The organism is Pseudochrobactrum albidum, from assembly GCF_051851455.1.
GTDB lineage: Bacteria > Pseudomonadota > Alphaproteobacteria > Rhizobiales > Rhizobiaceae > Pseudochrobactrum.
Window position 1 is genome coordinate 177,377 of sequence record NZ_JBPVTR010000022.1, and the last position, 22,045, is coordinate 199,421.

The 22,045-nt window shown below is 49.9% G+C and carries 19 protein-coding genes and 4 tRNA genes; 9 read left to right on the forward strand and 14 right to left on the reverse strand.

Going from position 1 to position 22,045, the window contains the following annotated elements:
- The first annotated feature begins 74 nt into the window (after positions 1 to 74).
- The gene (locus ACSTTO_RS08130; RefSeq protein ID WP_439272647.1) at positions 75 to 2,333 is read left to right on the forward strand and encodes a Wzz/FepE/Etk N-terminal domain-containing protein; all 2,259 of its coding nucleotides are present in this window, start codon (positions 75 to 77) and stop codon (positions 2,331 to 2,333) included.
- Between the two features lie 33 nt (positions 2,334 to 2,366).
- Here ACSTTO_RS08130 and ACSTTO_RS08135 read toward each other — a convergent pair whose 3' ends face one another.
- Positions 2,367 to 3,515 (reverse strand): GNAT family N-acetyltransferase, encoded by a 1,149-nt coding sequence (locus tag ACSTTO_RS08135; RefSeq protein ID WP_439272648.1) that lies wholly within the window; start codon positions 3,513 to 3,515, stop codon positions 2,367 to 2,369.
- Positions 3,516 to 3,518: 3 nt separating this feature from the next.
- Positions 3,519 to 3,731 carry a DUF2842 domain-containing protein gene (locus tag ACSTTO_RS08140; RefSeq protein ID WP_439272649.1) on the reverse strand — a complete coding sequence of 71 codons (213 nt, stop codon included), beginning with the start codon at positions 3,729 to 3,731 and terminating at the stop codon, positions 3,519 to 3,521.
- A gap of 197 nt (positions 3,732 to 3,928) precedes the next feature.
- Between ACSTTO_RS08140 and ACSTTO_RS08145 the strand changes: the two genes are divergently transcribed.
- Complete coding sequence (locus tag ACSTTO_RS08145; RefSeq protein ID WP_439272650.1) at positions 3,929 to 5,008, forward strand: COX15/CtaA family protein; 1,080 nt, start codon at positions 3,929 to 3,931, stop codon at positions 5,006 to 5,008.
- Between the two features lie 30 nt (positions 5,009 to 5,038).
- Here ACSTTO_RS08145 and ACSTTO_RS08150 read toward each other — a convergent pair whose 3' ends face one another.
- Both ACSTTO_RS08150 and argC read right to left on the reverse strand, forming a co-directional pair.
- Positions 5,039 to 5,875, reverse strand: coding sequence for an aminoglycoside phosphotransferase family protein (locus ACSTTO_RS08150; RefSeq protein WP_439272651.1), 837 nt, complete (start codon positions 5,873 to 5,875; stop codon positions 5,039 to 5,041).
- 21 nt (positions 5,876 to 5,896) lie between these two features.
- Positions 5,897 to 6,829, reverse strand: a complete 933-nt coding sequence (argC, locus tag ACSTTO_RS08155) for an N-acetyl-gamma-glutamyl-phosphate reductase (protein ID WP_439272652.1) — start codon at positions 6,827 to 6,829, stop codon at positions 5,897 to 5,899.
- A 293-nt stretch (positions 6,830 to 7,122) separates the two neighbouring features.
- Between argC and ACSTTO_RS08160 the strand changes: the two genes are divergently transcribed.
- A complete protein-coding gene (locus ACSTTO_RS08160; protein WP_439272653.1) occupies positions 7,123 to 7,929 on the forward strand; it encodes a 5'-nucleotidase, lipoprotein e(P4) family in 807 nt (268 codons plus the stop codon).
- A 2-nt stretch (positions 7,930 to 7,931) separates the two neighbouring features.
- On the opposite strand, the gene ACSTTO_RS08165 is transcribed toward ACSTTO_RS08160, so the two are convergent.
- The 3 genes from ACSTTO_RS08165 to rplM form a co-directional block, all read right to left on the reverse strand.
- A complete protein-coding gene (locus tag ACSTTO_RS08165) occupies positions 7,932 to 8,399 on the reverse strand; it encodes a GNAT family N-acetyltransferase (protein ID WP_439272654.1) in 468 nt (155 codons plus the stop codon).
- Positions 8,400 to 8,653: 254 nt separating this feature from the next.
- A complete protein-coding gene (rpsI, locus tag ACSTTO_RS08170; protein WP_439272655.1) occupies positions 8,654 to 9,133 on the reverse strand; it encodes a 30S ribosomal protein S9 in 480 nt (159 codons plus the stop codon).
- A complete protein-coding gene (gene rplM, locus ACSTTO_RS08175; protein WP_439272656.1) occupies positions 9,133 to 9,597 on the reverse strand; it encodes a 50S ribosomal protein L13 in 465 nt (154 codons plus the stop codon). The genes rpsI and rplM overlap by 1 nt, the downstream gene beginning before the upstream one ends.
- Before the next feature lie 377 nt (positions 9,598 to 9,974).
- Between rplM and ACSTTO_RS08180 the strand changes: the two genes are divergently transcribed.
- Together ACSTTO_RS08180 and ACSTTO_RS08185 are read left to right on the forward strand one after the other, a co-directional pair.
- Positions 9,975 to 10,391 carry a CoA-binding protein gene (locus ACSTTO_RS08180; protein WP_439272657.1) on the forward strand — a complete coding sequence of 139 codons (417 nt, stop codon included), beginning with the start codon at positions 9,975 to 9,977 and terminating at the stop codon, positions 10,389 to 10,391.
- A gap of 192 nt (positions 10,392 to 10,583) precedes the next feature.
- A complete protein-coding gene (locus tag ACSTTO_RS08185) occupies positions 10,584 to 11,870 on the forward strand; it encodes an O-acetylhomoserine aminocarboxypropyltransferase (protein WP_439272658.1) in 1,287 nt (428 codons plus the stop codon).
- Between the two features lie 127 nt (positions 11,871 to 11,997).
- Here ACSTTO_RS08185 and ACSTTO_RS08190 read toward each other — a convergent pair whose 3' ends face one another.
- The 7 genes from ACSTTO_RS08190 to ACSTTO_RS08220 form a co-directional block, all read right to left on the reverse strand.
- Entirely contained in the window at positions 11,998 to 13,254 is a 1,257-nt protein-coding gene (locus tag ACSTTO_RS08190; protein WP_439272659.1) for a cytochrome P450, read from the reverse strand.
- A gap of 267 nt (positions 13,255 to 13,521) precedes the next feature.
- Complete coding sequence (nrdF, locus tag ACSTTO_RS08195; RefSeq protein WP_439272660.1) at positions 13,522 to 14,496, reverse strand: class 1b ribonucleoside-diphosphate reductase subunit beta; 975 nt, start codon at positions 14,494 to 14,496, stop codon at positions 13,522 to 13,524.
- Between the two features lie 69 nt (positions 14,497 to 14,565).
- Positions 14,566 to 16,671: a class 1b ribonucleoside-diphosphate reductase subunit alpha gene (gene nrdE / locus ACSTTO_RS08200; protein ID WP_439272661.1), complete on the reverse strand. Its 2,106-nt coding sequence runs from the start codon at positions 16,669 to 16,671 to the stop codon at positions 14,566 to 14,568.
- Between the two features lie 227 nt (positions 16,672 to 16,898).
- On the reverse strand, positions 16,899 to 17,300 hold the full coding sequence (gene nrdI, locus ACSTTO_RS08205; protein WP_439272662.1) for a class Ib ribonucleoside-diphosphate reductase assembly flavoprotein NrdI: 402 nt from the start codon (positions 17,298 to 17,300) through the stop codon (positions 16,899 to 16,901).
- A 294-nt stretch (positions 17,301 to 17,594) separates the two neighbouring features.
- A complete protein-coding gene (gene nrdH / locus ACSTTO_RS08210; protein ID WP_439272663.1) occupies positions 17,595 to 17,816 on the reverse strand; it encodes a glutaredoxin-like protein NrdH in 222 nt (73 codons plus the stop codon).
- Positions 17,817 to 19,362: 1,546 nt separating this feature from the next.
- Positions 19,363 to 19,438: transfer RNA gene (locus ACSTTO_RS08215), tRNA-Val, on the reverse strand.
- Positions 19,439 to 19,509: 71 nt separating this feature from the next.
- Positions 19,510 to 19,585 (reverse strand) — tRNA-Val (locus ACSTTO_RS08220).
- A gap of 514 nt (positions 19,586 to 20,099) precedes the next feature.
- On the opposite strand from ACSTTO_RS08220, the gene ACSTTO_RS08225 reads away from it, so the two are divergent.
- The 4 genes from ACSTTO_RS08225 (at position 20,100) to ACSTTO_RS08240 (ending at position 22,041) form a co-directional block, all read left to right on the forward strand.
- Positions 20,100 to 20,176, forward strand: a tRNA-Asp gene (locus ACSTTO_RS08225).
- Positions 20,177 to 20,351: 175 nt separating this feature from the next.
- Positions 20,352 to 20,428: transfer RNA gene (locus ACSTTO_RS08230), tRNA-Asp, on the forward strand.
- 645 nt (positions 20,429 to 21,073) lie between these two features.
- Positions 21,074 to 21,439 carry an NADH-quinone oxidoreductase subunit A gene (locus ACSTTO_RS08235; protein WP_439272664.1) on the forward strand — a complete coding sequence of 122 codons (366 nt, stop codon included), beginning with the start codon at positions 21,074 to 21,076 and terminating at the stop codon, positions 21,437 to 21,439.
- Positions 21,430 to 22,041: a NuoB/complex I 20 kDa subunit family protein gene (locus ACSTTO_RS08240; protein ID WP_439272665.1), complete on the forward strand. Its 612-nt coding sequence runs from the start codon at positions 21,430 to 21,432 to the stop codon at positions 22,039 to 22,041. Before ACSTTO_RS08235 ends, ACSTTO_RS08240 begins: the two co-directional genes overlap by 10 nt.
- The last annotated feature ends 4 nt before the right edge of the window (positions 22,042 to 22,045 follow it).

Consider the following 22,045-nt stretch of genomic DNA (forward strand, 5'->3'; position numbering starts at 1 on the left):
TATTATTTAACTCTCTGGTTACCTTACTGATTTACCATATTGTCAGGGTCTGGAATATTGGGGTCAGTTTATTCATGCGCGCTGAGGCTGAAAATACGGATATTGATATCGGGGCGTTGTTTGGCGCGCTGAAACGCAATTGGGTGTTCATTTTTCTGGGCGCTTTGCTGTTTGCTGTGGCCGCATGGGGTGTGGCGCAGCTTCTGACGCCTTATTACCGTTCTGAAGCGCGCATACTTATTGAAATGCGGGAGACGGTTTTTACCCGCCCCAATGGTGTATCCGAGGCTGACCGGCCATTGCTTGATCCTGAGGCGGTGAAAAGTCAGGTGGAGCTGATTGGCTCAACGCAGATTCTTTCCAAAGTTGCCGATGATCTTAAACTGGTGGATGATGCGGAATTCCATCCCAAAACCATGTCGCCGGTAAAACAGATATTGGTTGCCCTTGGTTTGCGCCCTGATCCGCGCACAATTCCGGCAATTGATCAGGTGCTTACGCGGATGCGTGAGAATTTGCAGGTTTATAATGTTGCCGGATCACGCGTGATTGTGGTGGAATTTGTTGCAAAAAATCCGCAAACAGCGGCTGATGTCGCCAACAAAATTGCCGATGAATATATTGCCGCACAGGCTGCTGCCAAGCGCCAGCTGACCGGTGAAGCCGCCAACTGGCTTGCACCGGAAATTGAGCGGCTGACAAAAAAGGTACGTGAAGCGGAAACAAAGGTTGCCGATTTTCGTGCAACGAGCGATTTGCTCAATACCAGCAATAATACTTCGCTTGCCACGCAGCAAATGTCAGATATTTCTGCTGAATTGTCCCGGATAAGAGCTGAGCGTGCGGCCAGTGAAGCCAAGGCGGAGAGCATCCGTACGGCGCTTAAAAATGGTGTGCCGGTCAACAGCTTGCCGGATGTGATGTCGTCAGGCATTATGATGCAGCTTAATGAGCGGCGCGGTGCCCTGATGGCCGAGATTGCCAATCTGTCCACAACCCTGCTGGACGGACATCCGCGGCTGCAGGCGCTGCGGGCGCAATTGGCCGATATTGATCGGCAAATCCGCCAGGAAGGCAATACAGTTCTTAAAAGCCTTGATAATGAGGTGATTGCTGCCCGCAACCGTGAGGAAGAGCAAAATCGTGAGCTGAACCGCCTGAAGGCACAGGCCGCGCAGGCCGGCAGTCAGGAAGTGGAACTGCGCGCATTGGAACGCGAAGCGGCAGCCCAACGTGATTTGCTGCAATCCTATCTGGCGCGTTTTCGTGAGGCCTCCAGTGTTGAGGATCGTGCAAATCAGCCGGCAGATGCCCGTATTTTTTCACCCGCCCGTGTGGCCGCAGCGCCGTATTTTCCCAAAGTTTTGCCAATGGTTGGCATGAGTTTTGCTGGCGGCTTGTTGTTTTTGTCGGTTTTTGTGTTGCTGCGTGAGTTGTTCAGCGGCCGCGCATTCGTGCCTGCGGCACCGGCCAGAGCCAGATCAATCTGGGGCGATGACGATGAAATTGCCGCGCAGAGCCCGTCTCTTGCCCGAAATGATATATATGATATATCAGGTAGTGCAAAGCCGGATAATGCGGAAAAGCCGGCACAGCCGGCTGAGGCGGTTAGTGCTGATAAAATGCCGTTTGCCGATACTCCTGAAACAAGTGAGCACCAGATGAAACGTGCCGATATTGATATTGAGACGATCCAGCGTATTTATGACAGCTATACACATAGCACAGTTGCGGAGCCGTCCGGTCAGGCAGTTGAGGCTGCGGATGATCTTTATGCGCCCAACGGCATTGCCACAATTGCCAGCCGCCTCATGTTGCAGGAGCGCCGCCGTATCGTGCTGATTTCACCGGAGGGGGATTCCGGCTCTGTTGGCAGTGTGCATCTCTTGCGCGAACTGGCAGATCGCAGCCTGCGCGTATTGCTGGTCGATCTTACAGGCACCGGCGCAGTGAGCACAGCTATGCTGGATGGCCGCAAGCCGGCCGGCATTACTGATCTTCTGTTAAGTGTCAAACAATTTACCGATGTTATACATCACGATCTTTATTCTGAAGCCGATGTGATCCCTGCAGGTCATTGCGATCCGCGTGAGGCAATGGCTTTGGCCGAGCGTTTGCCGGTGATATTTGAGGCGCTGGAAACGGCCTATGATTTTGTGCTGGTGGAAACCGGTGCGGCAACTGCGAAACAGGTGCTTAATCTTGATAGTGATGAGACTGTGTTCATCATGAATGTTTTTGACAGTGAAAATCAGGATGTGGCGCAAACCGCACTGGCCTTGCATGAAGAAGGGCAGGAAGATGTGATCATTCTGATGGTGCCGCAATCCTGAACCGCCCGCGATCCTGAAACATCAAAGACCTTATCAGGATTTGCGGCGCAGCTTCCGGCGCAGTTTTTTGGCCAATCCCCACAGATGCGGATTGTTTTTAATGCGATAGATGAGTTCTGAGCGTATCCGGCTGAGTGCGGCGTTTATCTGCCCGCTAAAACGCAAGGCGATGTGGCTGTCATAAAGCGCCTGTTCAATATCGCACCAGTCACGCTTGTATTTTTCCTCACCGATGCCGAAGCTGAAATAATCAAGTTTTTCAGCAATGGCCGCGGTGATCATCTCATAAAATAAAAACTCGCCGGGGCTTGCCGTTACCAGATCATCATTGGCAAAAGCGCCAAATTCCACAGTGAGGCCGCGCTGTATGCGGCCTTGCGCATCCGGCACACCTTGCCAATAGGCGCAGCCGGTTATAGCACGCGGTTTTTCTGCCACTTCCAGCACTTGCAGGCGGTATTGCCGGTTTTTCTCATTTTGCGGGTCGGCAAATAACCGGCGAAAAAAATCCTGCACCTTATCTTCAGCAAAACTGTTATCTATGCCCTGCATGGCAAAGCGTTCGCTTTTCATGGCGTAAAATGCATCAAATGCTGCAATATTTTCCGCTTCACCTTGTGCTGTATAAATGCGCCATGAGCCGGCCTCATCATAACGGCGGCCATGCTGGCGGTGTTTCTTGCGTTTGCGTGCAGGGTTGCTGCGCGCCAGAACCGCATCAAAATTATCGGGCAGGGAGGCGATAAGCGCAGGGTTGGGATTACGCTGGTGCTTCAAAGCCATAAGCGGATTGTCAAAGCCAGCCCAGTTGGTTATCTGCCGGGTGAGGGAGAGCAATGCAATATCAGGCCGCTGTTGTTTAAGGCAGTTTATCAGGGCCTCAATATGTGTTTGGTCAATTGCCTCTGCACGGGGTGTAAACAATACCGGAAAATTGCAATTAGCATGGGAACCGCCGGTAAAACGGGCAATCTTTTTGCGTTTATGCCACACAATTTCAAGCGGCAACAGCAAGGCAGGTTGCTCATCAATAAACAACGCCAGAACAATACAATCCTGATTAACGGTCTTTTGCCAGTGTTTGATCCATAATGCGGATTGCGCCACACCATGCACAACAGCTTCATGCTGCCATAGCGGCAGTGCATCTTCTATTGCATTGTAACATGTAACACGAAACATGGCTTAGCGGGCTTTAGGTGGCTGCACCATCCACCATAACAGATACATAGCGGGCAAAATCCATAAAAAGCCGGTAAAAAAGAAATAGGCAAGCTGCACCCATACGGAGCTTTGTCCAAGATGCGCCACGGCAATAATTGTAGCCAGCAGGGCATAAACCGCAATCAGAATGACAAGCAACACGGTTCCGATCAGTTTTTTCAGGCGTACAGGCATATTTTCCTCCGTCTTTGTCGTCTTACAACAAGCTGTTGTGAAACTGAACCTTAAATTGTGCTATTCTTGCATCAGGCACGCAGCCACAGAAAATTGAATGGTCGCGGCTGCTTGTCGCGCGGGGGTTACCTTGTTTTCACCACCTGCATGCGGCATGTATCGCAGATATCATTTTTATCACATAGGCGGAGTTTATCATGATGACGGATTATGCCGCATCTGCAAATCAGGCTGCATTTGCCATGCAGGATAAAAACCGCAAACTGGTGCGCTGGTGGCTTTACGCTGTTTTTATAGTCTTGATCACCATTGTTATGGTGGGCGGCGCCACCCGTATGACCGGTTCCGGCTTGTCTATTACCGAGTGGAAACCAATCCACGGGGTTATTCCGCCGCTTAACCATGCACAATGGCTGGAAGAATTTGATAAATACCGCCAGATCCCGCAATATCAGCAGATTAATAAAGGCATGTCGCTGGAAGAATTCCGGTTCATTTTCTGGTGGGAATGGGCGCATCGTTTACTGGCGCGTTTTGTTGGTTTTCTGGTGGCAATCCCGTTGATTTTTTTCTGGGCAACCGGTCGCTTGCAAGGCGGGTTGAAAGCGCGAATGCTTGCCATTCTGGCGCTGGGCGGCCTGCAAGGGGCAATCGGCTGGTGGATGGTGGCATCAGGTTTAAGTGTTTTAACCTCGGTCAGCCAATATCGTCTGGCTGTGCATCTTACCATGGCCTGTATTATTATGACTGCCGTTCTTTATGTGGCGCGCGGTCTTGCGGAATATACGCAGCAACCAGCCCAAAAGAATATCCAGCGTTTTGCCGGATGGCTGGTTTTTGCCGTGCTGGTGCAGATTTATCTCGGCGGGCTGGTGGCCGGGCTTCATGCCGGATTGACCTATAATACATGGCCGCTGATGGATGGTGCAATTATTCCGGCAGATATGTTTACGCATCAGCCATTATGGCGCAACCTGTTTGAAAATCCTAAGACCGTGCAGTTTATCCATCGTATGTTTGCTTATACGGTGCTGGTGCTGGCTGTTTTACATGTGGTGCAGACACAGCGCCATGCCGCCGGCACAACCCATGCCCGCCGCGCTCTGGTGCTTGCGGGGCTTATGCTGTTGCAGGCGGTTATTGGTATTATAACACTTCTCTCCATGGTGCCGATCCAATGGGGTCTGTTGCATCAGGGTTTTGCGCTGGTGGTGCTAAGCTTTGCTGTCGCTCATTGGCGCGGCTGTAAAGGCGCTTATGCCGTATGTAGTGTTTAAAACATAAAAGCTCGCAATATGCGGGCTTTTTTATGGATAGGCTTCAAAACGTAATTTACGTAAAGCTGATGCTATTTTCAGTTCTCTTGCTTCGTCTTTCGCATTGGCGTCCTCGTGGTGCCATGCGGCAGAAAGACAACCATAGCAAAAGGCATAATCGAGAATATAGGAAGCAGGCTTGCCGGTAGTTTCTGAGAAAATCTCGGCCATGGCCAAAGCCCTGCGGCCATCAAGGCACAGATCATCGCGGTCAAGCGGGTTATAAAACAGATTGGCGCAGTCAAAAGCCGCATCGCCGCATAACCCGTGCGAATCAATGGCCAGCCAGCCACGTGTGCCGCGGATGATATTTTCATGATGCAGATCGCCATGCAGGGCAATTACCTCATGCGGCTGATCGAGCAAATGTAGTGCCAGCTTTGCGGCATCTGCGTAAATGCTATGCACCACCCCGGCCAGATCGAACAGGCTTCTGAAATGTTTGCGCAAAGGCTGTAACTGAGCGGGCAGTGTCTGACCGGAAGGGCGGTGCAAGTCACGGAGCACATCAGCAGTTATACGGATTGCCTGCATATCATGGCCAGCATCAAGATGCGCTTGAAGGTCGTAGTTGCCGGCATATTCCATCAGCATCATGGCTGGTTCAAGGTGGAGGTCATGGAGCCGGATAGCTCCGAGACCGTTTCGTTCTTGCAGATAATAAGCACCGCGCAGTTCTTCATGGCCTGCGGGTTTGAGTATTTTCACAATCACCGGAGTGTTTTCATCTCCGGTGATTGTTGCTTTCCAGATATGGCTGGAATTGGTGTCAGCTAGCAATGTTGCAGAATCAAGCTGCCAATGTGCCGGAAAATCCGGTAGGGTCATTTGCAACTGCTGCATCTGCGCTTAGCTGAGCCCCAGCATCAGGTTCATATTTTGCACCGCAGCGCCGGACGCACCTTTGCCAAGATTATCCAGAACCGCGACGAGATTAACCTGTCCGCTCTCCTCAGAGCCAAAAACACAGAGATTCATGCCATCGGTGCCGGCCAGCAATTCGGCATCAATAAGCGGTAGCGCGGCACTCTCTTCCAGCGGCACAACGCGCACAATCTTCTGGCCGGAATAATGCGCAGCCAATGCCTGATGAACCTCATGCAGTGTCGGTTTGCCGTTGAGAAGGCCAAGATAAAGCGGCACCTGCACAATCATGCCCTGGGGGAAGCGCCCGACACTTGGCGCAAAAATCGGCGCATGATCAAGCCTGCCGTAAAGCTTCATTTCCGGCAGATGTTTGTGCTTGAGTGACAAACCATAGAGAAAATGATTTTCCGCCATATGCTCGGGATGGGTTGCATCTTCCATCCGGGCAATCATCTGTTTACCGCCGCCGGTATAGCCGGAAACAGCATTGACGGTGACAGGATAATCGCTGTTCAGCAGCCCTGCATCACGCAGCGGGCGGATGAGGGAGATGGCGCCGGTCGGATAACAGCCCGGATTGGCCACCAGCCGCGCCTCACGAATGCGTTGCGCCTGCATGGGCTCCAGCTCGGCAAAACCATAGACCCAATCGGCATGGGTGCGGTGCGCGGTTGATGTGTCAATGATGCGGGTCTTATGGCCTTCTAGCAAGGCTGCCGCCTCGCGCGAGGCATCATCGGGCAGGCAGAGAATGGCAATATCTGCCGCGCGCAGCAATTCAGCGCGCAGATCCTTATTGCGTCGCTCTTCTTCCGGAATAGACAGGATTTCCAGATCAGTGCGTCCGGCAAGACGTGTGCGGATCTGCAGACCCGTTGTGCCATGCTCGCCGTCAATAAAGATTTTCGGTTTCATTTGAATTTTGCCTTAATGAATAGAATTCATATGGTTACAGGTTATTGATGAATCAATCTCTAAAGCAGTTGATTCATTCTGTCAGGTATAATTTTCTGGTCTGCTTTCTGGCATCGCAATTTTAATAATGCCTGCCACAGGCAAGAACTGCAATGGTTGATGCGAGCGCTTAATGATGATTTGTGTCTGGCGTTTTGCCGGCTGATTAGCGCAGGATTATCGGGCGCAAAATTGCGGTTGTGAAATTTGTCTTTTTACTCGCAGATAAGTTTTTGTTTATCTGAGGGGATAAGATGAAAAAAACTTTGCGTCGATTTTTTATATTTTCAGGTTTAGCCGTTTTTATGGCAGGTTGTGCAACAGACCAGAAACTGGCGCAGCGGGAACTGGAACAGCAGGCAGTACGCGGGCTGAACTGGGTGCAGCAATCGGGTGAGTATCGGGCGCTTGCCTATCAGGCTTTTAATGCCGCACGTCATGCATTTGACAGAGCAAACATATCTGCCGGGCGCAAAAAAGCAGTTATTGTTGATCTGGATGAAACGATGATTGACAATTCCGCCTATGCGGCCTGGCGTGCGGAGCAGGGCGCCCCCTTTACAAAACCGTCATGGGCACGCTGGATGGCGGCAGAACAGGCTGTTGCCATTGATGGCGCTGTGGCTTTTGCCCGCTATGTGAATACACATAATGGCCGGATTTTTTATGTTTCCAACCGCGATGATACTTCATTTGCGGCAACATTACGCAATCTTAAAAAGCTTGGTTTTCCGGGAGTATCGCGGGAGACGGTTCTTTTGCGCACAACCCAGTCTGATAAGCAGGCGCGTTTTGATAAGATTAAATCCGAAGGCTATGATGTGGTGGTTTATATTGGCGATAATCTCAGTGATTTTGGCAACCAATATTACGGCAAAAATAATAGCGAACGCCGCATGCAGGTTGCGCAAGACCGCAATAAGTTTGGCTCTAAATTCATAATTCTTCCCAATCCTGATTATGGGGATTGGATTAGCGGACTGGCTGCCGGTTATTACGGCCAGACAGCTGCACGGCAATTGGAGATTAACCGGAAGAGTTTGCGCGCCTGGAAGGGGTGAATTTATTTAAAATCAGGAGCCGGAATTTTGTATTCATAACGCATATCCGGTTCCTTTTCCTCGTTGCGGCTGCCGTCACTTGTTTCAACGGCAATGAAATTATGCTTTTCATAAAATTTCCGCGCCTGCATATTGCGCTGAAAGGTCCATAATTGCAGATGTGAAAAACGGTTCAGCGCCTGTTTGAGCAGGGCTGAGCCGATGCCATGCCCTTGAAACCCGGGCAGAATATAGAGCTGTTCTATCCAGCCTTGTTTAAAAGCAATAATGCCGGCCATTTCCGGTGCAAAGGCCGCCCAGACCTCACATTGCGGAAAGATACAGTTTTCATAAAACCATTGATCTTCTTGCGGTGTGTGCAGTCCTTTGAGCCATGGCAGACGATCATCAAATGATGCCCGATGAATACGGGAAGCCTGCGCCATTTCCTGCAAGTCCAGTTGCCGGAGCGTAAAGCTGATTGCCGCCATATATTTAAAAAATCCTGCTAAGCTGAATTGCGGATGAGAAAACACAGGCGTGACCTTATCAGGACAAGCGGTAATAAATACCGGCCATGCTGTCGCAGAAAATAAAAAAGCGGATCCGAAGATCCGCTTTTTTGTCGTTTGTAAGCGATAAAAGATTAGCGCTTGGAGAACGAGGCCCCAGAGCGCGATTAGCGCTTGGAGAACTAGGCCCCAGAGCGCGATTAGCGCTTGGAGAACTAGGCCCCAGAGCGCGATTAGCGCTTGGAGAACTGGAAAGAACGACGGGCTTTCGCCTTACCGTATTTCTTACGTTCTACAACGCGGCTGTCGCGTGTCAGGAAGCCGCCTTTTTTCAGAACAGCGCGCAGGGCAGGTTCGTAATAGGTCAGGGCTTTTGAAATGCCGTGACGAACCGCACCAGCCTGACCGGACAGACCGCCGCCAGCAACAGTTGCAATAATGTCAAACTGACCGGCGCGGTTTGCTGCAACGATTGGCTGCTGCAGAATCATCTGCAGAACCGGACGGGCAAAATATGCGTTGAACTCTTTACCGTTCACAACAATCTTGCCGGTGCCTGGCTTTACCCAGACGCGTGCAATTGCATCTTTACGCTTGCCGGTTGCATAGGAGCGACCCAGAGCGTCGATTTTCTGTACGTGAACCGGAGCTTCAGGGGCAGCGGCTGCTGCAACTGTGCCAAGTTCTTCAAGCGAGTTGAGCTGCTCAGCCATTATGCGTTCCTCTTATTTTTGCTGTTCAGAGCGCCGATGTCGAGGACTTCTGGCTGCTGTGCTTCATGATGATGTTCAGCGCCTGCATAAACGCGCAGGTTTTTCATCTGGCGGCGGCCGAGAGGGCCACGCGGAACCATGCGTTCAATTGCTTTCTCGACAACACGTTCCGGAAAACGGCCTTCGAGGATCTGGCGGGCTGTGCGCTCTTTGATACCGCCCGGATGGCCGGTGTGCCAGTAATATTTCTTGTCGGTATATTTCTTGCCGGTCAGAACAACCTTATCGGCATTGATGATGATAACATTGTCACCGTCGTCAACATGCGGTGTAAAGGTTGGTTTGTTCTTACCGCGCAGAATATTGGCGACCTGAGTGGCGAGACGACCAAGAACAACGCCTTCAGCGTCGATCAGGATCCATTTTTTTACCACTTCTGCCGGCTTCTGGGAAAAAGTTGCCATTGAAGTCAATCCTTGGAATAATCCTTAGTGCTCAGAAAATTCTGAACCAAGGCGTTTTTTGTTGCTTGTGTTCCCCTCAAATGAATGAAAAGAACAGGTAAGCCCTGATATGCATATGCAGGCAGGCTTGCGGCATTGCATTACAGTGTCTTTGGCAGGGCGTCAAGCGTGGTATTTTTGATTTCTTTAAAAATTATCATTTAAAATCAATAATTTAAAATTATGGTATTATATTACCGTATAAAATACCGCCTTTTGCCGCTGTTTTTATCGCTTCTTTACAGGCGTATCGGCTATGCGTTTGGATTGTGCTTGCTTTTAACGGAAAGAAATTGCCCTATATAATAACCAAAGCATAAAAATGAACGGGTGCCCTGATGAATGACAGTGAAATCAAATCCATTTTGCAAAAAACAAAGGTAATTGCTCTTGTGGGAGCCTCTCCCAGAGAGGAGCGGCCAAGCTATGGTGTGATGCAATATTTGCTGGCGCATGGTTATCAGGTTATTCCGGTTAATCCCGGGCAGGCGGGCAAGAAAATTCTCGGGCAAGCGGTTTATGCCTCACTGTCGGATATTCCGCAGAAAATTGATATGGTGGATGTATTCCGCACATCTGAGGCTGTACCTGCCATTGTGGATGAGATTTTAACATTGCCTCACAGGCCGGATATTTTGTGGCTGCAGCTTGAAATCAGCCATCCGGTGGCCGAGGCAAAAGCGCGTGAAGCCGGATTGCAGGTTGTGCATAATCTTTGCACCAAACAGCAGCACCAGCGCCTGATTGGCAAATAACCTGCATCACGGGCAGATAAGGCAGGCAGCATTGCGCAGCACAAGCTGACCTGCCTTTTGCTTGTTATGATATATCCTGTTTTTAAAAGGGTAATTATTTGCGCATATTATCGGTATAAACGGAATTTTTTCTTTGCTTAGCCAGAAGTAACATTCTAACCTGAGCCAAATTTTCTAGTTTGGGAGCAGAGAATGTCTAAGCGCAGCCCTGGTTTTGATACACTTGCCATTCACGCAGGCGCAAAACCAGATCCGACCACCGGTGCACGCACAACGCCGATTTATCAAACCGCTTCTTATGTTTTTGATGATGTTGACCATGCTGCGGCCCTTTTCGGCCTGCAGGCTTTCGGCAATATCTATACCCGTCTGACCAACCCGACCACCGCGGTTCTGGAGGAGCGTGTGGCAGCCCTTGAGGGTGGTACTGCGGCTGTTGCCACAGCATCCGGCCATGCCGCGCAATTGCTGGTTTTTCACAATCTTCTGCGCACGGGTGATAATTTTATTGCTGCAAACAAGCTTTATGGCGGCTCAATCAACCAGTTCGGCAATGCGTTTAAATCTTTTGGCTGGGAAGTGCGCTGGGGCGATGTGGATGATCTTGCCAGCTTTGAAAATCAGATTGATGATAAGACCCGCGCCATATTTATTGAAAGCCTGGCCAATCCGGGCGGCATCGTGGTTGATATTGCGGCAATTGCCGCCATTGCCCATAAACATGGCTTGCCGCTGATTGTTGATAATACGCTGGCCTCGCCCTATCTGATCCGCCCGATTGAGCATGGCGCGGATATTGTTGTGCATTCGCTGACCAAATTTATCGGCGGCCACGGTAATTCCATGGGCGGCATATTGGTTGATGGCGGCACATTCGACTGGTCAAAATCCGGCAATTATCCGATGCTGAGTGAGCCGCGCCCTGAATATGCAGGAGCACAGCTGCATAAGACATTTGGCAATATTGCCTTTGCCATTGCCGCGCGCACATTGGGGCTGCGTGATTTTGGTCCGGCACTTTCACCTTTCAATGCGTTCCAGATTCTCACCGGTATCGAAACCCTGCCGCTGCGTATGCAGCGCCATTGTGATAATGCGCTCAAAGTCGCCCGGTGGCTGGAACAACATGAGAAAGTTTCCTGGGTGCGTTATTCCGCATTGCCAACGGATAAATATCACGCATTGCAGCAGAAATATGCGCCCAAAGGTGGCGGTGCTGTTTTCACTTTCGGTCTTAAAGGTGGTTATGAGGCAGGCAAGATATTTGCCAATTCGCTGGAGATGTTCTCGCTGCTGGCCAATATTGGCGATACCCGTTCGCTGGTGATTCATCCGGCATCAACCACGCATCGTCAGTTGACGGATGAGCAGAAAATTGCTGCCGGAGCAGGGCCTGAAGTGGTGCGTCTGTCAATCGGCATTGAAGATGCAGATGATATTATTGCCGATATTGAACAGGCTCTTGCAAAAATCGCCTGATGGGCTTGCGTGCCTGTTGCGATAAAACAAATATTTGCAACTGTTTTATTGCGATAAACGGCTTTGTATTGCAAAAGACCGCATATTGAAAAATGCCGCGCTTTTATAAAAGCGCGGCATTTTTAATTCACCATTCCAGTTTCAGCGTTTTCATGCCGTGGAAGTGATAGGTATCACTATAGTGCGGCGGCTCGGCAAAGCGGATATTGGGCAGACGCTTGAACAGGGTTGCCAATGAAACCTGCATTTCCAGACGTGCCAGCGGCGCGCCAATGCAGAAATGAATGCCGGCGCCAAATGTTACATTTTTCTGATCATTCCGCTCTGGCCAGAAACGTTCTGCCTGCTCAAAAGCCTGATAATCACGGTTGCCGCAACCAAGCAGCAAGCCCAGCTGCTCACCGGCTTTAAGGGTAACGCCTTCTGCAATTTCGGCCTCTTCATAGGCATAGCGGGTGAACATGTGCAGCGGAGCATCAAAACGCAGGCACTCTTCAACCGTTGCAGCCGTTGCCTGCGGTGTGGCAAACAGGCTGCGGTGATCGAGGCCGCTTTGCAGAATCGTTTTAACTGCATTACCGGTCTGGTTAACCGTTGCCTCATGGCCGGCATTGAGCAACAGGATACAAGTGGTAATCAGCTCATCTTCCGAGAGTTTGGCGCCGTCTTCCTCTGCGGCAAGCAGCAGGCTTAACAGATCATCCCCCGGATTTTTGCGGCGCTGATTGGCATAATCGCGCAAATAATCAGAAAATTCCCGCGCCGCCTGATTGGCGCTGTCTTCCACCTCCCTTGTGGCATTGTGCATATACATATTGACCATGCGATGTGACCAGTCGAGCAATTGCGGTGCATTTTCAACGGGAACACCCAGCATTTCCGCAATTACCACCACCGGAATGGGGGTGGCATAGGCCGGCATCAGGTCAACATGTCCCTGATGTTCAAAACCGTCAATCAGTTCATGGCTGAGTTTTTCAATACGCGGGCGCAGCCGCTCAACCTGACGGGAGACAAAAGCGCGGTTAACGAGCGTGCGCAAACGGGTATGCACCGGTGGTTCCAGCTCCAGCATGGAGTGACGCTCAACGCCGTCAAAATCTTTCAGATGCTCACGATTGGCGGCGTTGGCGCGATAGCCGCCGGGTTCTTCACGGCCAAAGCGGCGGTCACGCAGCAGCTTGTTGATATCGTCGTAACCGGCAAAACACCAGAAGCCATAATCTTCCCAGAAAAATACCCGTGCATTGTGGTGCAGCCATGTATAGGCAGCATAAGGATCTTGCACAAAGTGATGATTATGCGGATCAATCCGCACATGGCGGGTGGCGGGATCAAAATGAAGATAATCGGGTTTGACAGGGGTGGTATGTGGAGTGCTCATAAGATATTTATCGCATTGAATAACTGTTGGGGTGCAGTTGCAGCATTGCAGCTTTTTACAAAAACCATGAACTGTTGCGGTTCGTTGTTTTTCGCATGACAGCATGCAAAACCGTTGCACATTTTGGGCTCATAAAGACTTATACTGACAGCCAATAAAAATTGGCAGCGTGACAAAGCGTGGCACAACACTAAAAAACCCTCCGCAGATCAGGCGGAGGGTTTTGTTTATGCACTGATTTACGGCAGAAAATCTCTGCTTCTTTGATCAGAAATCCCAGTCATCATCTTCCGTGGCCACAGCCTTGCCAATAACATAGCTGGAGCCAGAGCCGGAGAAGAAATCATGATTTTCATCCGCATTGGGTGAAAGCGAAGACAGAATCGCCGGATTGACATTGGTTACAGTGCTCGGGAACAGCGGCTCATAGCCAAGATTCATCAATGCCTTGTTCGCATTATAATGCAGGAACTTTTTAACATCTTCCGTCAGGCCGGTGCCGTCATAAAGCGCTTCCGTATATTTGCTTTCAACATCATAGAGGTCGAGCAGCATGGAGAAGGCAAAATCTTTCAGCTCCTGTTTGCGCTCTTCGCTCTCTTTTTCCAGCGCAACCTGATATTTATAGCCGATATAATAGCCATGCACGGCCTCATCACGGATGATCAGGCGGATAAGGTCGGCTGTATTGGTGAGTTTGGCGCGGCTTGACCAATGCATTGGCAAATAAAAGCCGGAATAAAACAGAAAGCTTTCCAGATAAACACTGGCGATTTTGCGTTTCAGCGGATCATCAGCTTTATATTCATTCACAATCAATGCGGCTTTGTGCTGCAAATGCGGATTTTCTTCACTCCAGCGATAGGCATCATCCACATCCGGTGTGGAGCAGAGTGTGGAGAAAATTGAAGAATAGGAACGCGCATGAACCGCTTCCATAAAGCTGATATTAGAGAGGACAGCCTCTTCATGCGGGGTAACTGCATCAGCCATCAGGCTGATGGAGCCAATAGTATTCTGAATGGTATCAAGCAGGGTCAGGCCGGTGAAAACGCGGATTGTCAGCGTTTTTTCCGCCGGTGTCAGCGTGCCCCAGGACGGGATATCATTGGACAGCGGAACTTTTTCCGGCAACCAGAAATTTCCGGTCAGGCGGTTCCATACTTCCAGATCCTTATCATCCTCAATACGGTTCCAGTTAACAGCCTTGGTGGCGCAGATCAGTTTTGGTTGGGCGTTCATAGCATGCTCTGAATTTGTGATACAGGCCGCCTGCCGCAGGGCAGACGGCGCGGGGGAAAATAAAACGTGTTACAGGGTACAGGAAACGCAGCCTTCAACCTGCGTGCCTTCCAGAGCCATCTGGCGCAGACGGATATAATAGATTGTCTTGATACCTTTGCGCCATGCATAGATCTGTGCCTTGTTGATATCGCGCGTGGTGGCAGTATCACGGAAGAACAGCGTGAGCGATAATCCCTGATCAACATGCTGGGTTGCGGCGGCATAGGTATCAATGATTTTTTCTGCGCCGATTTCATAGGCATCCTGATAATATTCAAGATTATCATTGGTCATGAACGGGGCAGGGTAATAGACACGGCCGATCTTGCCTTCCTTGCGGATCTCAATTTTCGACGCAATCGGATGGATCGAGGAGGTCGAGTTGTTGATATAGGAGATCGAGCCGGTTGGCGGTACAGCCTGCAGATTGCGGTTATACATACCGTATTTCATCACGGATTTGCGCAACTCCTCCCAGTCGGCCTGTGTGGGAATGGCAATACCCGCTTTGGCAAACAGTTCACGCACGCGCTCGGTTTCCGGCTGCCAGAGCTTATCCGTATATTTATCAAAATAGCTGCCATCGGCATATTTGGAATCTTCAAAGCCGACAAAGCTTGTTTTGCGCTCCCTGGCAATATTATTGGAAGCTTTGATGGCGTGATAAGTGACGGTGTAGAAATAGATATTGGTAAAATCAATACCCTCACTGCTGCCGTAGAAAATCCGCTCCCGTGCCAGATAGCCATGCAAATTCATCTGCCCCAGGCCAATGGCATGGCTCTCATCATTGCCGCGGACAATGGAGGGCACAGAATTGATCTTGCTCATATCGGAAACGGCGGTCAATGCACGAATGGCCGTCTCAACAGTTTTGCCGAAATCGGGAGAATCCATAGTCATCGCAATATTGAGCGAGCCGAGATTGCAGGAAATATCCTTGCCGATATGTTCGTAATTCAGATCATCTTTATAGATGCTGGCTTCACTGACCTGCAAAATCTCCGAGCACAGATTGCTCATGGTGATGCGGCCGGCAATAGGATTGGCAGCATTCACCGTATCCTCAAACATAATATACGGATAGCCGGATTCAAACTGGATTTCCGCCAATGTCTGGAAGAAGGCGCGCGCCTTGATTTTCTGTTTGCGGATACGGCCGTCATCAACCATTTCGCGGTATTTTTCAGTGACGGAAATCTCTGTGAAAGGCACACCATAGACGCGCTCCACATCATAGGGCGAGAACAGATACATATCCTCGTCATTTTTGGCCAGTTCAAAGGTGATATCCGGAATTACCACGCCGAGAGACAGGGTTTTGATGCGGATTTTCTCATCGGCATTTTCGCGCTTTGTGTCGAGAAAGCGCATAATATCAGGATGGTGCGCATTGAGATAAACCGCACCCGCGCCCTGACGCGCGCCAAGCTGGTTCGCATAGGAAAATGCATCTTCCAGCAGTTTCATGATTGGAATAATACCGGAAGACTGGTTCTCGATCATTTTGATCGGCGCGCCATGCTCGCGGATATTGGTGAGCGAGAAAGCCACGCCGCCGCCGCGCTTGGAAAGCTGCAGCGCCGAATTGATCGAGCGGCCGATCGATTCCATATTATCTTCCATGCGCAGCAGGAAGCAGGAAACCAGCTCGCCGCGCTGTTTTTTGCCGGCATTGAGGAAGGTTGGCGTTGCAGGCTGGAAACGGCCGGACAGCACTTCTTCCATAATGGATATGGCAAGCGCCTCATTGCCGCGTGCCAGTGCCAGCGCCACCATACAGACACGATCTTCATAGCGTTCCAGATAGCGCAAACCGTCAAATGTCTTCAGCGTATAGCTTGTGTAATATTTGAAGGCGCCAAGAAAGGTCGGGAAGCGAAATTTCTTTTTATAGGCAAGGTTGAAGAGCTCTTGCACGAATTCAAAGGAATACTGATCCAGAACCTCTTTTTCATAATAATTCTGGGTGACCAGATAATCGAGTTTTTCCTCCAGATTATGGAAAAATACAGTATTCTGGTTCACATGCTGCAGAAAATACTGACGGACGGCCTTGCGATCCATGTCAAACTGGATCTCACCATTGGGGCCGAACAGATTCAGCATGGCATTCAGTGCATGATAGTCCATTGCCGGAGTGTCCTTTTTAGAACTCCCGTTGTTTGAACCGAGATTGTTGTTCTTTTCTGTGCGTTCAAGCTCAAGAGTCGCCACGGTTTTTTCCAATTCATTCCTTCGGGGCGTGAGGCGGGATGTATTATTCCCTGTCAGCCCTGTTCATAATATTAGCGGTTTGGCATTATGGTTTATCAAACCTGCCATTTATTTTTGCCATGCCCTTCTGGCGGCTGCAGGCTTCAGGCCGCAGCCCAGAATTTTTGCAGGCCGGTGCGCACATTCATGACATCATCTTCCGTGCCGGCAAGCTCATAGCGATAGAGAAACGGCACCTGACATTTTTCTGCAATTACATTGCCGGCAAGGCAATAAGTGGCACCAAAATTGCGGTTGCCGCTGGCAATAACGCCGCGAATCAATGAGCGGTTGGCACTGTCATTGAGAAAACGGATCACCGGCTTGGCCACAGCCCCGCGGCCGTCACCGCCGGCATAAGTGGCCACCACCAAAACAAAAGGCTGCGTTACCTGCAATAAATCAGCTTTCATGCTGCACGGAATACGCAAGGCAGGCAGGCCTGTCTTGGTGATAAAACGATGCGTGTTCTGCGTGCCGCTAGAAAAATAGACGAGCAGGCTCATTGCCTTTTCCCTTTCGCAACATCACCGGTGAAACACTCAAACACGAACACTTCCTCAATATATAAGATCGTCCTGATATAAATGCAGCGCCGCTATGCGGCTTTGGCATATTATCGTTTTGGAAGGACAGGCACCAAACGATGATCACTGATGGTTTTATATAAAGAGGCGTGTGGTGTGCGGATAATCTGATCAGCTTGTTCACCAGCTGCCCGCTATTTTTAAAGAAAACGGGCAACCGGCAGAGCAAAACCTGAATTACAGGCTCTTTTGATCATTATCCCTTGCGGCTGATCAGGACAGGGCGCTGATCATATCCGGACGGAAACCCGCCCAATGGGTATCACCTGCAACCACAACCGGCACCTGCATATAACCAAGACGCTTTACAGTATCGAGACCTTCCGCATCTGCAGAAATATCAATAATATTGAAATCGATCCCCTGGCGCTCCAGAGCGCGATAGGTGGCGGTGCACTGAACGCAGGCTGGCTTGCTGTAAACGGTAATGGACATCGGCTTCCTCATTTCTTAAGCGGCCAGATTTGCAGTGCTGCACATCTGTGGCCTTCTATGTGTTAAATGCCTGTAATCATGGCCATAATGGCCTTGAATGCAGACATCGCAGCGGGGCTGCTTGCCCGTAAGGGCGTCATGCGGAGCACTTTGCAGTGCTTTATAAATTGCATCTGACGATGCGTTATTTGTTACGCCGGCTGGCGCCTTTTCATTCAGCGCCTTGCGGCACCGGCTGATCTCGCACCCCTTCGCTTTACAGCCCGGGCGCTGTGATTTCTGACGCACAAGGCGCAGATATTGATGTCGTGCCTGTTTGGCACTTATCGGTTTCGGAGCGTTGTGCCCTCAAAACCCTGATTGTGGCGCTACCCTGTTATCTTTCCAGCTTGGCCCGGCTTTTGTTTTCAGAGAGCCGGCAGGCTGAGTTCAAACCCGAATCTTTAAATCGCCTTTGTATTTTGCGCTGATCCGCGCGGCTGTTCTGAAAGCCCAGCCGGCAAAGCCGCACTTTAAATTGCTCGGCAAAGCCGCACTTGAAACAGCCCGGCAAGCCGCACTTGAAACTTCGATGTGAAAATTGCGGCAAACCGCAAAACGCATTTCGAACTTGAAAAACTGTATAACTATTAAGGGCACTAAAGGACGGATATGCCCTTTTACGGAGCGGTCGCTCTGCGAAACAGCCGATCAGGGCTGGTCGTACAGCGCCATCGGCCGCAGATTCGCCGCGGGCGGATGATCTGCCCGCAATAATGCACATGAAGCAGAGATTGCCGCTGCAGGGCGGATGGCTGAACAGGATACTGCGTGTTTCCCGAATGATTGAAAAGCAGCTCTGACCTTGCTCATGATCTGATTCCTGTAGCCTTTAAGATGCATTTTGCAGTGTGAAACGCCTGACCAGCTTGCAGTGTGAAACGCCTGACCAGCACATCTGCCTCACGCATCTTTTCCCGTCTTCAATATTCCGGCGCTTGTTTTTGTTAAACAGGCACCAAATTCCGTACAGGAAATCAGAAAGCCTGAATTCCTGTAAAAAAGACCAGAGCATTGAATGCAATGAGAGCTTTGCATGGGGCGCCTGATCATGCTGTTTCTCCTCTTTTCGGTGCTGTTTTATACAGAATCGAAAATGCGTCAGAAGCACTATATATGGTATATGTTATGAATTTTTCGTCAATACCTATGGTGTTTGATAAAGATTTTTACCCGCTATACACAGCCCTGAAATGACACGGGGAAAGAAAGGGAAAAAACACGCATAGGGCGGCGGAAATTATGCCGCCACTCATATTGATTCTTGCCCCGATCATATAAGATATGAGCGGTTTGGGGGCGGAAACTTTTTTGTTTTTAGAAAATTCTCCGCTTTACAACACAGGAGAAAGCCGGATGTGTGATTCTTTTTTTCACGCAATTGGCCGGATCAGTGTAGAGGAAGGAGAGGTGATTCCGCCCGCGGGAAATATCATGCGCGAAAGATGCCCGTACGTAGGCGTGATTAATCGTTAATACTATATATAGTAGCCGTGAGAAGGTGGGATGGTGGGCGATGAGAGACTCGAACTCCCGACATCTTCGGTGTAAACGAAGCGCTCTACCAACTGAGCTAATCGCCCGCTTGCTTTCGAAGCGGTAAAACTGCCTGAAATCATTTTTTATAAGGCCGGATACAAAGCCTTTAAAAAAATGGTGGGCGATGAGAGACTCGAACTCCCGACATCTTCGGTGTAAACGAAGCGCTCTACCAACTGAGCTAATCGCCCGCTCGCTTTCGAAGCGGCTGTGAGGCTCGTTTAAGGAATTCTTGCTCTGAGTGCAAGAGCAAAAAACAAAAATAAATCAGATTTGTGAATTAAATTATCTGCATATGGCGCTGATGGGGTGTTTAGCCCTTATCAAAATATGATTCTTTGAATTCAGACGCTTAAACTGTGTTTGAAAAAAGCGTTTGTGAATCACTCATTCAGCAGGGCTTGGCCGGTGCGTTGTGCTATGGATGGCCCCCATGCTTTTGATGTGCCGTGAAAGGCATGGAAAAACGGGCACGAACCACTCAGTGCGTTATTCTTATATGTCGCCCTTATATATAAAGTGCGGTATATTATTTTTCGTAGGGTTGTTCCGGATATTATGTGAAAAACTTTTAAAAGCTCGCTTGACAGTTCTCTGTGAACACATTAGACAGCGCCCATACCGGAACAAGAGCCGGTTTCCTGAACGCAGCAGCGTTTCAGGATAGGATAAAAGGTCTGATTGCAGACCATATCTGATCAATGCGCGGGTGTAGCTCAGTTGGTTAGAGTGCCGGCCTGTCACGCCGGAGGTCGCGGGTTCGAGCCCCGTCACTCGCGCCACTTTCTCTTTAAAATTTCGTTTTGGGAAAGTGGCGCTCCCGCTTTTATCTTCCTTGTATTTTTCCTGAAATATTTACTGAAAAGAATTTTATTCAGGCTGTAAAAAACTTTTTAAAACCCTTTGATTTTAAAAAGGAATCGCGATACATACCAATTCGCTTCCTGTAAGCAATGCGCGGGTGTAGCTCAGTTGGTTAGAGTGCCGGCCTGTCACGCCGGAGGTCGCGGGTTCGAGCCCCGTCACTCGCGCCACTTTCTCTTTAAAATTTAGTTTGAGAGAGTGGCGCTCCCGCTTTTTATTTTTCCTGTGATGATTTAACCGGTTTCGGAGCTGGTAATAACTCCTGAGAATTTTGCCTGTATTTGTATGCAAAAGCGGATGCGGTTATTCATGTTCAGCGGATGAATTTTGATATCGGCATCCTAATCATCGGGAGGGTGCTTGGTATCTGATAATTTTGCCTGTTATATGTGATGAAAGCGCAATCTGTAGAGAATATGCGCAGGCTGCTTCATGATGCGCGGTGCTTTTTTTGATTCTTTTTGTATAATAGTGAAGGCGTTTGCGTGCGGATCAGGTTTCGGAGAATCTGATTTTGCACTGTGTCTGCATTGAGAATGCGTTTTTCTGTGTGGTTTTGCAGGCCGGAAAACTTATTAATAAGTGGTTTTTATTAATCATAACCATGTGAGCGCATGGCAGTCATGCACTATAAAGACTTGCGCAATCGGGTTGACTGCGATAACCGTCCCCACACGAACGACTATATTCGCACGGCACGCCATTTGAAGCTGTTTGGGCGAGATTGTATGTAAGGCGCAATGTGTCACATGGCTGTAGCCGTCAAATGGCTTATGTAGTGCACAACTTTACATCTTGAAGCCGGAAATAGGATAATGAACGAGCTTTTAAGTTCCTATCTGCCTATCGTCATTTTTATTGGCGTGGCAATGGTGATCGGAATTGCGTTGCTGGTAGCGCCGTTCCTGGTCGCATACAGACAGCCGGATCCAGAGAAACTCTCTGCATATGAGTGCGGATTTAACGCATTTGACGATGCGCGTATGAAATTCGACGTACGTTTTTATCTGGTATCCATTCTTTTCATCATCTTTGACCTTGAAGTCGCCTTCCTGTTCCCGTGGGCAGTATCTTTCGGTTCTGTCGGTATGTTCGGCTTCTGGTCCATGATGGTCTTCCTAGGTGTGTTGACCATCGGCTTCATCTATGAGTGGAAGAAGGGAGCCCTCGAATGGGATTGACCTCTGACCCGAATAAAATTTCCTCTGGTGCCAATACGGGCGGGACGCTGATTGCTCCCCGTCCAAAGGGCATTATTGATCCTAATACCGGCAAGCCAATCGGTTCGGATGATGCCTTTTTCGGCGAGCTTAACAATGAGCTTTCCGATAAGGGTTTTATTGTTACTTCCGCGGATGCGCTGATTACCTGGGCGCGCACCGGCTCGCTGATGTGGATGACCTTTGGTCTGGCCTGCTGTGCGGTGGAAATGATGCATATTTCCATGCCGCGCTATGATGCTGAGCGGTTTGGTATTGCACCGCGCGCTTCCCCGCGCCAGTCGGATGTGATGATTGTGGCCGGTACGCTGACCAATAAAATGGCACCCGCTCTGCGTAAGGTGTATGACCAGATGCCGGAGCCGCGCTATGTGATCTCGATGGGATCCTGCGCCAATGGCGGCGGTTATTATCATTATTCCTATTCTGTTGTGCGCGGTTGTGACCGTGTGGTGCCGGTGGATATTTATGTGCCGGGTTGCCCGCCCACCGCAGAGGCGCTTCTTTACGGCATTTTGATGCTGCAGAAGAAAATCCGCCGCACCGGTACAATTGAGCGTTAAGGGG